This is a genomic window from Hoyosella altamirensis (genome assembly GCF_014191505.1).
Classification (GTDB): Bacteria; Actinomycetota; Actinomycetes; order Mycobacteriales; family Mycobacteriaceae; genus Hoyosella; species Hoyosella altamirensis.
Map to the genome: position 1 here is coordinate 87424 of NZ_JACHWS010000006.1, position 10861 is coordinate 98284.

Sequence of the window (10861 nt, forward strand, 5' to 3'; positions counted from 1 at the left end):
TCGCACCCCGTCAGTGGGGGGGTGTTCTCCGCTCGCCGCCGGGTCCCGCTGTCCGTGGCTTCCTTTCCGGCTAGGTTTGGCGGCGAGCGAAGTAAGGGCGCTACGGCGTCCCTGCTGGTGGTCCTGGTCGCGGGTTTATGTCTGTTGTTCGGGTGCTGGCGTGGTGCGGTAGCCGCGCATCATTGCGCGGTGCTGGTAGATCGCGTTCGTCATGTCGTCGCGTTCCCTGATTTCCTCTTCGGTGAGCGGTGCCCCGCCGGTCCGCAGCATCGGGCCGAACGCGGTGACACATTCTGGGCAGGCTTGACCGGGCTCTGCGACGGGTGTGGTACATGCGGGAAGGACACAGTCGGGGAAGAGATTTGCGTGCATCATGTGCCTGCTCGGTCGGTGCCGTATGCGGTGATGAGTGCGTGGGCTTCCTGCATCGCTGCGTGCCATGTGTCGTGCTCATCGCCGAGCATCGTGATGTGGTCTGTCCCCTCGATCTGTGCGATGGCGCTGACGATCCACCATCCGTAGAGGGTGCCGTCAGCGGTGCTGAATCGTTGTCTTCCTATGTGTGGCTTTTCGGTGATCCGGTAGACCGTGGCATGCATTCCTTTGTTCTCCTTCTCGTAGCCGGGGTGGATCTGCTCCGGCCGGGTGCTGGGGGTGTGAGCGGGTGTTCTTGAGCAACAAGGCGGAGCTGGCAGGGGGAATGTGCCTCTGATCCGTCGTCGCGTCGTTACGGGCTGGAGTGCCGTGGAATGTGCACGCGATTTCCGCTTCGGTGTGCTCGGGGCGGCGCCGGTTGGAACGTGAAGTGGTGGGCGTGAATGTCCCCGAGTGTGGCTGGCATGGGTGGTGCCGTCGCGGTTGCTTTGTGCCGTGAGGGGTGGTCCCGTACTGGGTGTGCGGCCTGGTACGGGACCGTCTGTCAGTGCATGAGTACGTATGCGGGATGTGGTGCGGTGATCACTACCGCTGATCCGTACACCTCGATCGCAAATCCCGCTTCGCTCGCGATCCGCGAGGCTTCCGGGTTGAAGGTGTGGGCGTGGTGCGGGTCGTCGCTGATCCACATGTCGGTCGTATCGGTGAGGGTGAGCGCGTCGAACTGTGCGCCTAAATGGGTGTGGAGAGTGTCACTCGTGCCGTCGGAGAGCTGCTGGTAGATACCGTCTGTGGTGATGAGCGTGGCGATCATTCGCTGGTTCCCTTTCCGGGGTGTGACGTGTTGCGGCTGGGGGTGCTGGCGAGGTCGAGGAGGTGACGGACCTGGTCGATGCTGAGCCCGGTGGTGTCGCCGTTGTCGGTGAATCCGGTGAGCATGACGGGCCCGAAGTAGGGCTGGTGGCAGCGACCGAAACGCTGCGCGACGCGTGTCGCGGTGGTGTTGATGTCGGATGTGTACATGCCTTCGTCGTCCACCCACATGTCGAGCTGGCTGGTGAGCCGGACGACGTCAACGTTTCCGCCACTCGCGCAGTAGTGCTGGAGGGTGGCGAGCTTGCTGCCTTTCTCGGTGAGGTTGATGACTTCGGCGGTGCCGTCGGTAGTGATAAGCAGGGCGTGCATGTGTGTCTCCCTTTGAGGTGTCAGTGCGCCGTGTCGCGCAGGGCGGGGCGGGTGTGCGTCGGGTGGGTGGTGTCGGCGCGTACCTGGTTGGCGATGCGTTCGGCTTGATCGCGGGTGAGTCCGTCGCGGATCAGTGCCACTGGTCCGTGCAATCCGGGTGCGGGCATCGGCATGCGGTGGCGGGTGAAGAAGTGTTCGGCGGCGTGGTTGCGGTCGGTTTGGGTGCCGATTTCGGCGATCGCGTCGACGGTGCCGCGTGGCCCGGTCGCGTGGTGGATTGCCCACCAGGTGTGACCTGAGATAGCGCGGGCGATGGTGTTGATGCGCTGCTGTTCGCTGGTGATTCCCCCGCCGGTAAGGCCGCTGTCGTCGCGCAGATCAACGTCCACGACGCGGATCCTTTCGCGCTCGATCACCACGACGATTTCGGTATCTTTGCGTGTCATCTGGTGTGCCTCTCTCGGTTCGGCCTCGTTCTTTCTGCCTTCCTGGCGGGGATCCGATGACGGCCGCGGGGAAGCGGGTGCAGTGCCACCCCCGGGACCGGGGCGGGGGAGAGAAAGTTTCCCGGCGCGCAGCGCGGACCCGCAGGGCGGGAAAGTTTCTCGGGGGAGTCCCGGCACGCAGTGCGGGGGTTGCGCGGAGCCTGCGCGCGGCCACAATTGGATGCCAGGAGGGCAGCAAAACAACAAGGGTCTTTTCACTGTCCCGGCCGCCAGGCCGGGCCCGAACAGGCCACCACGCGACAGCGTGGTGATCCACCAAGCGGTAGATACCTTTGAGTCCCCGCTGGCTGCGGCCTCCGCTGTGCGGTGGGTAACTCATTCGCTTGTGACGTCTTCAGCCGCGACTCATGTTCCGCACGGTGAATGCGCAGACTGATTGTGGGGCAGGACCAGCGCTTCCCTCGTCATTCCTGCCCCACACACCCAATTATATCGAACACGTGTTCTATGCGGGATAGGATTGGTGTGTGGCCCGGCTGGTTGAGTGGTCTCCGCGCTGTTGCCCGCGCGGTCACCGGCTGGGTCCGGGAACGGTTCTGGTGGGGTGGCAGACCGAGGAGGAACCGTGTTGCCGGACATGGACGTGCCGGGTGTGCGGGTGGGTTTTGCTCGACCGCCCTCGCCGCTCCCGCAGGCATTGGTAAGCACGCGAATAGGGGACAGTACTGGCGCCCCCTTATCCACTAATCGGCGGGGTGGTCGTCGAGCAGGGCTTCGATCGTGCAGTGCTGGCACCGCTGCTGGGTCGTGATGTGCGGGTGGCCGTGCGCGCAGACACGGATATCGTCGTGTGTTTGCCAGTGTGCTGAGTAGTGTTCGCCGCCGCCGTAATCGACGGTGTACTGGCCGGATTCGTCGTCACCGCGCGCGGTGATCGTGTCGCCGGACAGCATCATTTTGCCGATGAACGCGGTGGCCCGGTCGAACGCGGGCTGCCATTGTTTGGGTGTGTACCAGACTTCCGCGCCGCGGCTGTCGGTGAAGAGTACGTAGGTGCGGGTGTGATCCATTCGCATGCTGCCTTTCTCGGAGGTTGTGAGGATGTGCGGCCCCGCTTGTGGCGGGGCCGGTCGGGGGTCATCCGTTGCAGTGGTCGCAGTCGCATCCGGTGTGGATCGCGAGGTGCTCGCAGTCGCCGTTCGTGTCGTAGGTGCTGCACTGGTCGAGGCTGTGGCTGCTGGTGTCGTAGCCGTGCACGAGCTCCGTGGAGCCGGGGCAGTGGCTGTGTTCGGGGTCGGTGCGCCAGTACGCGCCGCAGACCACGCAGGTGGTTCCGAGGTCGGCGGAGATGAGCTGGTGAAACACGGGCGTGCTCCTTTCCGCCGGGACTGGGGGTGCTGTCCAGTCCCGGCGTTGTTCTGTGGGAAGTGGGGTTAGCCGAGGTGGTCGGAGAGGACTTCGAGGGTGGCGCCGAGGATGGGGATGATCATTCGCACCCGCCACTGGGGGCCGTGCTCACGCTCGGCGATGATGGTGGCGATCAGGTCGATCTGGTTCTTGGTGAACGCGCTGGTGTCGGCGTCGAACTTGAACATCTCGACTGCGTCGTTGTCGTGGACGTTGAGGATGATCGCTGCAAATGTGGCCATGATGGTTCGCCTATCCGCTGTGGTGTTGTCGAAGAGTCCGGCGGGAGCTGCGCGGTTCCTGCCGGGGGGCTTGTGTGCCCCTGCTGTGCCTGATCTAGGCGCCGGGCGGGCAAAGGCTGCTGCAGCCTCCGGGACCGGGGCGGGGGAGGAAAGTTTTCCTGGCGCGCGCAGCGCGGACCCGTAGGGCGGGAAAAGTTTTCGGCGGAGGCCCGGCAGCGTGCTGCGGGGGTTGCGGCAGGCGCCGCCTGGTGCACGATCAGAGGTCAGCAGGGGTTAAGCAACCCGGCACCACCCGCCCGCGCACGCGCCTGGAATTGCTAGTCGTCGCAGCGGAACGTACGCAACGGGATGCGCAGTTCCGTGAGCAGCAGCCGCCCTTAAACGGGGAGCCGGTCACGCTTGGAAAATGGGGTTCGTGCTGAGCGGATAAACAACATGACGCCCCTTACTGCTGCCGCCATCGCGCAACGTAACTGCAGTGTGTGCCGCGGTATCGGGTGTCTGCGACCGCCGCAGCGGGGCTGCGCTCTTATCATGGCGATCTCGCACGAGGAGGCGGGCGGCCATGCACAGGTGCACGTCGTGGACCAGTGTCAGTCGGATCGTGGCGGTAGCCGTGCTTGTTGGTCTAACGGCGTGCGGCGAGGGGGAGGATTCAGCGTCTGGGCAGCGGTTCACGGGCCCCTGAAAGACCAGAGGCGACCACCACGGGATGCTGCTGGCATCGGCTCACAAAGCCTGCGGAAACAGGGGTGAGCTGGGCGACGAGAACCAGACACTCGTTATGAGGGTTATCCAGCTGTACGTCGCCCCTCTCCCGAGTCAAGAAGGCAGCAGCGCAGACGTGCGATCCCTGGATTGTGTGCTTGATGCCATCGGCATGCCGCTGAGTGTCCGAACCAGAATCGACAACACTCGGCCTATCGATGGGCAACTCTCAGACTCATGGAACACCATCACGGCACGTGGACGTACTCAGCCAGCAATGGTCTCACGGTAGTGCTGACCGAGGACTGACCACGCCGCCATAAAGCGACGGAACAAGGCCACGGAAACAGCCGCTTTACCGGCCCGCAGGGCGCAGCGACTAAGCACGCCATCTGAAGTGTTCTTAGTCAAGGTGCCGCAGTCAGGGCTCTTCGTTTCGGCCTAGTTGATGTTTTAGGCCGACGCGTCAGGAGTGAGAAGGCTGGCTCATCTTTGTCCACCGGGTGTTATCGGACAGCGACTCTGTGCGGCCTTTTGCTTCTGACGCTTGTCACGGGACGGGCCGCGTTTGTCTCGCCTCCGGATAAGTTGCGGTTTTGGAGCAACACCTATGCGATGTGTACGCTTTGTCCGAGTCAATACTGTGCACAGACTCGTGAACGGGTCGGCGGACACCCCCTGTACCGTCGGCCCGTTCCCCTTTTCCTTCCAGGGTTTCCGATCGGATCGCATCCGCAGCTGTCCTCTAGCGCTCGAGTCCGGGGCATCGGTCACGTCCAGGTTCAGGCGGGAGCGGTTTCGGTGCTTGTGGTTGCCGTGGCTGTTTTTTGAGCATTTCGCTTATCGGTTTGGGGTATGCGGCCGCGATGATGTCGGCTTGCCGCGAAGTGCGGCCTACATTGAGAGCGCTGGATGCAGGATTTTCCGCTCTTTTTTGCCCCGGGTTAAGAGGGGAGACGATGTCGTCGAACACACCGCGTAGCGCGGTCTCTCCATCTCGTGAGGCTTCGACGTTCCGGTGGGGCGTGAGTTGTTCCCAGTCAATCCGGTATCCCGCCTGATGAGCTAGCTGGGAGGTGAAGATCCGCTGGGTTCGGCCGTTTCCTTCCCGGAATGGGTGCAAGTGGTTGATCTGGTCAAACGTCTCCGCGAGGCGGTGGATGAATCGCTGCGGATCGAGGCCGCGCAGATAGTTTCGTTCCTTTATCTGGGCGAACACATAGTCAGCGCCTACCTGCAGGCGGGAGGCTGGCATGAAGCCGCTGCCAGGATCGTTGAGTTTGTAGATCGTGACTGTTCGCAGTTGTCCTGCCCAGTCATAAACGTCCTGGAAGAGATGGTGATGGATGTCTTGCAGGTGGGCGAGGCTGAATGTGCCGCGGATGGGGTGGGCATCGAGCTGGATCGCTCGAGCGGTGATGATCGCGCTTTCCAGCTCGGTGAGTTGCTCTGCCGTTTTCGCGTGAACGAGGTTTCGGAGGATCCCTGTGTGGGGGTCGATGTAGGGGTCGTTCACTTCTCGGCGGGAAGTCCGCATGTTTGCCGGACGCGGCGAACGAGTTCATTTTCGTCGATTCGGCCTTCAACGTAGTCATCGAACGGCTGCTGCTTGTCGGCGGCGATGTAACCGCCCTCAAGTTCGGTGGAGTGCCGCGCGGCCGCATAGCGATGCGCACGCTGGGAGCGTTCATGTGCGCTGCTTGAATGCGCTGTTGTCATCCTTCTGGCCTCCTCACCATGTGAATTCTACCGTTTTCGCAGCTCCTCTACATCGGTGGCACGTCCGCTCGTGTGACGCCTGCGCGCGGTTATCAGCTCACCGACTTCAACATGGTTGATCGCAGTCCTATTCGATGGCGTTGACGTCCTGGAGAGCCAGTAGTTGCCCTGACCGACTGCCAGTTGTGGCGATGTCGGGTCCGGTCGAAAAGTGAGCAGTTCGTCCGGCCGAAAAATGAGCACGTTCAGGTTTCCGAGTCTGCCTTACCGGCGGCAGCAGCGGAAGGCAACGACTCGATCGCGGTGTGCTTGATGCGATAACTCGTGCCCTTCAACGTGATCACATCGGCGGATTCGGCGGCGATCCGCGGGGCATTGAGTGCCCGGGCGTGGTGGGCGATCACCTTGTGCGCCTCCGAGGTGGTGTGACGGGTGCTCATCACGCCACCTTCCGGTTCCGAACACTGCGTCGTAGGTGGCCAGATCCGCGACCTGCACCTCGACCGCACTCCGTGTCGGCTCATTGCGAGGGGCTTGGGCGTGGAGGGCTCGTTGCTGCCGTGCGACGGCGACATTCTCAGGATCGGTCACCACTGCGCCTGGCACCCAACTGCGCCGATGATCGGCGACGAGACGATGATCGCAGGACACACGCACCTGCTGCGGGTCCGCGGTCAGTGTGATCATCCGTCCGATCACTTCCAGATGCACCGAATAGGCGGCCCCGCCGACCTGGATGTAGTCATCGCCGCCCGGTCCTCGGCCATGGCAGCGGCCGGCCGCCGCCGGGTCACCCGGTGAGTGCGTGTGTTGGCCACCGTGAGCCACTGCGTGAGCTGGAGGTTGAAGTCGGCTGGGGAGGTGAACTGTCGGCCTGGCAGAAACGAGGTCCGCAGATAGCCATTGGGGCGTTCGACGATCCCCTTGGTTTCGGGATCGTAGGGCGGTGCCTGCACCATCCGGGTAGCCCGGAGTGCCACAGAACCCGGCGACACCGTCGGCGAGCCGTCCTCGTTGTCCGATTCCGGCTTCGTTGTCCCACAACAGTGTCCGCGGAACCGTTGCGAACGATTCGGCGAGCAGCTGCCACATGCCAGTTCGGAGACCTAGCGAAGGAACGTCTCGATGTCTTCGGACTGGACAGCTCAGGCAAGACCGTGGTGGTCGAGCTGAAACGGGAGTCCGACCCGCGCATCCACTTGCAGGCAATCACCTACGGTGACACATTCGAGGTTCCACGGGCCGTCACCGATAGGCACGGTGCGCGGGGGACGCGTTCGCGCAACGCCGGTAACGTGCCATGTGCGGTGCTGGGGCTTGTTAGCTGGAGCCATCGAACATAGAAGGACATAGCCATGGGGTATTCCGAACCAGCCACTATCGTCAGTCAGTTGCGCAAGATTCAGGATAGGAAACTGGTGCTTCCTGCAATCCAGCGTGATTTCGTGTGGAGCAAACGGCAGATTGAGAATCTGTTCGACAGCATCATGCGTGGCTACCCCATCGGAGCGTTCCTGTCGTGGACCATCGAACCCAGCACAGCTCGCAGTTTTAAGTTCTACGAATTCATGCTCAAGTATCACGAACGTGACAACCCACATTGCAGCGTCCTCGATCTTCCGACAAACACCCCTGTAAGGGCAGTTCTGGATGGGCAGCAGCGGCTGACCGCCTTGAACATCGGCCTGCGTGGCTCCTACGCGGAAAAGCGGCCGGGAGCGTGGCGCACCAATCCCAATGCCTACCCCGCCACGCGCCTGTATCTGAATCTGCGCAACAAGGCTCCTGAGAACGACGAGGGCCGCGAGTTCGACTTCCGGTTCCTCTCGGAGGCACAGCTCGCTAATTTCGCCGGGAATCAAGAATATCTTTGGTTTCCGGTTGCTGAGGTCTACGACCGCAGAATGGGCGAGGTCTACGCCACAGCTCGTGAATTGGACATGGCAGATTCGGCTACCTGGGCGCTGGAGCTGTTCGAACGAGTTAACTCCGATCGTCTGCTTTACTTCTACGACGAGGAGTCCCAGGACATAGACCGAGTCCTGGATATTTTCATCCGCGTCAATTCCGGAGGCACCACTCTCTCCAAGAGTGACCTGCTGATGTCCATTGCAACCGCCCAATGGGCCGAACGGGACGCCCGTGAGGAAATCAACGACTTAGTGCGCTCGGTCAACGCTGCCGGGGAAGGCTTTTCCTTCTCCAGGGACACCGTGCTGAAAGCCGGTCTCGTACTGACCGATATAAGTGATGTTGGATTCAAGGTCGGCAACTTCAACTCTACTAATATGGCCAAGCTTGAAAAGCAATGGGACGAGATTAGCTCATCTCTAACCACTGCGGCCGGTCTCCTGGGCGACTTTGGACTCTCGTCGGCGACACTAACCGCACATAGTGTCCTTATCCCGATCGCTTACTACCTGCACCATCGCGGTCTCGACGACTCGTACCGCACTGCTGTCAAATACGAGAACGATCGGCGACTAGTCAAGTCTTGGGTCTTGCGAAGCCTGATCAAGTCCGGCATCTGGGGGTCCGGACTAGACACACTCCTGCGGGACTTGCGGGTCGTGATCCAGCGTGCCACGCCGACCGCTTTTCCAGCGGAATCGCTTGAGGAAGCCATGGCAGCACGGGGCAAGAGCCTGCGTCTAACAGACCCTGAGATCGACTCGATATTGACGTCCACGTACGGACGACCCGAAACATTCGCTATCTTGGCGATTCTCTTTCCGCACGTCAACACACGTAACATCCACCACGTCGATCATATTTTCCCGAAGTCGCAACTGACTCGGCCCAAGCTGAAAAAAGCAGGGTTAGATCCCGACACCATCGAGTCAATCGTCATGCACAGAGACCAGCTTCCAAACCTAATGCTGCTCGAAATGGGCGCCAATACCAGCAAAGCCGCGACCGATCCCGCGTCCTGGATGAACGGACAACCGGATGAAGCAGCACGCGCAACCGTGGCCTCCCTCAACGCACTTCCGCAGTCACTCCCTAGCAATCCCAGTGGTTTCGAGGCATTTTTCACCGAACGCGCGACCATCCTTGAAGGCCGGATCCGGTCTCTACTTGGGTGACCCGCCTGGGCACATGCTCGGGTGATGGGATTGCTCCGGCATCGAATTTGATGGGTGCGAGGAGCTCGCAAGGTCGGGACAGAAGGATTAAGCCTTCGTATTCCTTCTCTGTCTCACGGCGTAGATGTCGGCGGCAGAAGAGACTCGACGAAAGGTGCTTCCTCCTAGTAACACGGCCGCTAGGATCGCCCTCGGTTTCACTGCACATGCGGCCGTGGCCGAAGGGCCGTTACATGTTTGTCGCTAATTCGGCGGCTCTGCGGGTGGCCTTAACCACGCCCTGAGCGAAGATAAGGTTGCCTCCGGTGCCAATGGCCATACCGATGCCAAACGGGGCCGCCCGGCCGAGTACTACAACACCTTGGCGGGTGCCGTAGCGGGTGACGAAGTTATACCCGAGAACCCGGTTAATGGACCGGATGGTGGTCAGCGGTACAGAGTTGGTTAACAGCTTGCCCAGGTGAGCCCCGGTCCTGCCCGCGGCCTTGCTGACAAATGTGGAGCCACTACCGCCTGCCAGCACAGTCAGCACGATAGCTTTCTGGTGCTCGAGGTCGGTGATGTGGACGCCGTGCACACGCAGCACCGACAGCACGTGCGCGGCTGCAGCGGTCATGAACCACGAGGTGTCACCAGCTGTCATGGCGATCGCCGCTGCAGTTCCCACACCGGGCACCGCAGCAGCACCACCGACGGCGGCGCCGCTGGCGGCCACCGAGGACCGGAATGTGGTTTCAAGTTTCCTGACTAGCTGATCCGCTGTGGCATCGGGATGCCTGGCCTTCAGCCGGTCTATCCGAGAAGCAATGAGACCATCTGCCGCAGCGAATACCTTGTCGAGCAGTGCGAGCACTGCGCCATGGTCGTCATCATATGGACGCGCAGGCAAGCTATTGGAGTCGCGTTTGGTCTCGGCCTCGCCGGCCTTTTCGTCAGTCATCGTGCGGTGCTGTCTCCACAGGCGGAATTGTAGAACGCCACCAGCAAGACCGGGCCCGCGATCTACCCCTTGCAACTCTGCAATTTCAACTTGGCCCCCTGGTTCGGCGGTGTATTCTGGCTCGCCATTGCCGTCTGGTTCCGCTCGGGCAGACATGACCGAGCCTGACGGTCACGGCAGCATCGAACGCTGTTCCGCCTCTGCGGGGTTATCCGCGAAAATGCCGCGACTGGCGCCATGCACGAAACAACTGAGACCCCCAGCAGCATCATCCCAGCAAGATGACCTCACGACGCAGCGTGGTTTCGACCAGCACGATGCGCAAAACAGTCATTGATGGCGACAGCCAGAGTTTTGGGCCCGAACTGATGAACCACGCACCACAGCGTAGCTGAGTGTGGGGGTGAAAGACCTGCGCTTGAATGCAGCACTCTTCGGCCTGTGTCAGGCATCATGGCGATGTGTCCTCCATTCCCGCACCCGTCGAAGTCTCAGTGCTTCGCTGGCGCGCGAATCATGCGGCCTGAGCCCACTCACCGCTGCTCGTCGACTGGGCCTTCCCGATGATCGCGTCCTCAGATGGGTTTCCGGCGACGTGATCCCGACGATCGCCCACTTACGGAAGCCGCGGAGGTATACAAACGTGCCCTCGGCGTGTTCTTCCTATCCGAACCACACCAGGACTTCGATACCCTCCGCAACTTCCGCCGCATCGCCGATGCCGAGGCGGACGTGTGGTCACCCGAACTTCAT

13 protein-coding genes and 2 pseudogenes are annotated in these 10861 nt (G+C 61.7%); 2 read left to right on the top strand and 13 right to left on the bottom strand.

From position 1 onward, the window contains the following. Window positions 1-135 precede the first annotated feature (135 nt). From FHU29_RS22420 to FHU29_RS23510, 12 genes and pseudogenes are all read right to left on the bottom strand, one after another. Window positions 136-375, bottom strand: a complete 240-nt coding sequence (locus FHU29_RS22420) for a hypothetical protein (protein WP_232323073.1) — start codon at window positions 373-375, stop codon at window positions 136-138. Further along, entirely contained in the window at window positions 372-599 is a 228-nt protein-coding gene (locus tag FHU29_RS22425) for a hypothetical protein (RefSeq protein ID WP_064442222.1), read from the bottom strand. Before FHU29_RS22425 ends, FHU29_RS22420 begins: the two co-directional genes overlap by 4 nt. A gap of 320 nt (window positions 600-919) precedes the next feature. Further along, window positions 920-1189, bottom strand: coding sequence for a hypothetical protein (locus FHU29_RS22430; RefSeq protein ID WP_064442221.1), 270 nt, complete (start codon window positions 1187-1189; stop codon window positions 920-922). Then, complete coding sequence (locus tag FHU29_RS22435; RefSeq protein ID WP_064442220.1) at window positions 1186-1560, bottom strand: DUF3846 domain-containing protein; 375 nt, start codon at window positions 1558-1560, stop codon at window positions 1186-1188. Before FHU29_RS22435 ends, FHU29_RS22430 begins: the two co-directional genes overlap by 4 nt. Window positions 1561-1580: 20 nt before the next feature. Continuing rightward, on the bottom strand, window positions 1581-2006 hold the full coding sequence (locus tag FHU29_RS22440; protein WP_064442219.1) for a hypothetical protein: 426 nt from the start codon (window positions 2004-2006) through the stop codon (window positions 1581-1583). 743 nt (window positions 2007-2749) lie between these two features. Beyond that, a complete protein-coding gene (locus FHU29_RS22445) occupies window positions 2750-3076 on the bottom strand; it encodes a hypothetical protein (protein WP_064442218.1) in 327 nt (108 codons plus the stop codon). A gap of 67 nt (window positions 3077-3143) precedes the next feature. Further along, on the bottom strand, window positions 3144-3371 hold the full coding sequence (locus FHU29_RS22450) for a hypothetical protein (protein WP_064442217.1): 228 nt from the start codon (window positions 3369-3371) through the stop codon (window positions 3144-3146). A gap of 68 nt (window positions 3372-3439) precedes the next feature. Beyond that, window positions 3440-3655, bottom strand: coding sequence for a hypothetical protein (locus tag FHU29_RS22455; protein WP_064442216.1), 216 nt, complete (start codon window positions 3653-3655; stop codon window positions 3440-3442). A gap of 1453 nt (window positions 3656-5108) precedes the next feature. Continuing rightward, on the bottom strand, window positions 5109-5879 hold the full coding sequence (locus FHU29_RS22460; RefSeq protein WP_183377670.1) for a Fic/DOC family protein: 771 nt from the start codon (window positions 5877-5879) through the stop codon (window positions 5109-5111). After that, entirely contained in the window at window positions 5876-6082 is a 207-nt protein-coding gene (locus tag FHU29_RS22465) for an antitoxin VbhA family protein (protein ID WP_157095365.1), read from the bottom strand. The genes FHU29_RS22460 and FHU29_RS22465 overlap by 4 nt, the downstream gene beginning before the upstream one ends. 245 nt (window positions 6083-6327) lie before the next feature. After that, window positions 6328-6522, bottom strand: coding sequence for a hypothetical protein (locus FHU29_RS23560; RefSeq protein ID WP_269747872.1), 195 nt, complete (start codon window positions 6520-6522; stop codon window positions 6328-6330). 10 nt (window positions 6523-6532) lie between these two features. Continuing rightward, window positions 6533-7186 (bottom strand): annotated as a pseudogene (locus FHU29_RS23510) (Mu transposase domain-containing protein); the annotation flags it as partial. A gap of 251 nt (window positions 7187-7437) precedes the next feature. On the opposite strand from FHU29_RS23510, the gene FHU29_RS22485 reads away from it, so the two are divergent. Beyond that, window positions 7438-9168 carry a GmrSD restriction endonuclease domain-containing protein gene (locus tag FHU29_RS22485; protein WP_064442210.1) on the top strand — a complete coding sequence of 577 codons (1731 nt, stop codon included), beginning with the start codon at window positions 7438-7440 and terminating at the stop codon, window positions 9166-9168. A 229-nt stretch (window positions 9169-9397) separates the two neighbouring features. On the opposite strand, the gene FHU29_RS22490 is transcribed toward FHU29_RS22485, so the two are convergent. Then, on the bottom strand, window positions 9398-10108 hold the full coding sequence (locus FHU29_RS22490; RefSeq protein WP_183377671.1) for a hypothetical protein: 711 nt from the start codon (window positions 10106-10108) through the stop codon (window positions 9398-9400). A gap of 422 nt (window positions 10109-10530) precedes the next feature. Here FHU29_RS22490 and FHU29_RS23515 point away from each other — a divergent pair. Further along, window positions 10531-10861 (top strand): annotated as a pseudogene (locus FHU29_RS23515) (helix-turn-helix domain-containing protein); the annotation flags it as partial.

What these genes read in the sequence shown, in the direction of transcription:
- FHU29_RS22420 (WP_232323073.1), bottom strand. Translation starts at nt 375, where the DNA reads ATGATGCACGCAAATCTCTTCCCCGACTGTGTCCTTCCCGCATGTACC.
- FHU29_RS22425 (WP_064442222.1), bottom strand. Translation starts at nt 599, where the DNA reads ATGCATGCCACGGTCTACCGGATCACCGAAAAGCCACACATAGGAAGA.
- FHU29_RS22430 (WP_064442221.1), bottom strand. Translation starts at nt 1,189, where the DNA reads ATGATCGCCACGCTCATCACCACAGACGGTATCTACCAGCAGCTCTCC.
- FHU29_RS22435 (WP_064442220.1), bottom strand. Translation starts at nt 1,560, where the DNA reads ATGCACGCCCTGCTTATCACTACCGACGGCACCGCCGAAGTCATCAAC.
- FHU29_RS22440 (WP_064442219.1), bottom strand. Translation starts at nt 2,006, where the DNA reads ATGACACGCAAAGATACCGAAATCGTCGTGGTGATCGAGCGCGAAAGG.
- FHU29_RS22445 (WP_064442218.1), bottom strand. Translation starts at nt 3,076, where the DNA reads ATGGATCACACCCGCACCTACGTACTCTTCACCGACAGCCGCGGCGCG.
- FHU29_RS22455 (WP_064442216.1), bottom strand. Translation starts at nt 3,655, where the DNA reads ATGGCCACATTTGCAGCGATCATCCTCAACGTCCACGACAACGACGCA.
- FHU29_RS22465 (WP_157095365.1), bottom strand. Translation starts at nt 6,082, where the DNA reads ATGACAACAGCGCATTCAAGCAGCGCACATGAACGCTCCCAGCGTGCG.
- FHU29_RS23560 (WP_269747872.1), bottom strand. Translation starts at nt 6,522, where the DNA reads ATGAGCACCCGTCACACCACCTCGGAGGCGCACAAGGTGATCGCCCAC.
- FHU29_RS22485 (WP_064442210.1), top strand. Translation starts at nt 7,438, where the DNA reads ATGGGGTATTCCGAACCAGCCACTATCGTCAGTCAGTTGCGCAAGATT.
- FHU29_RS22490 (WP_183377671.1), bottom strand. Translation starts at nt 10,108, where the DNA reads ATGACTGACGAAAAGGCCGGCGAGGCCGAGACCAAACGCGACTCCAAT.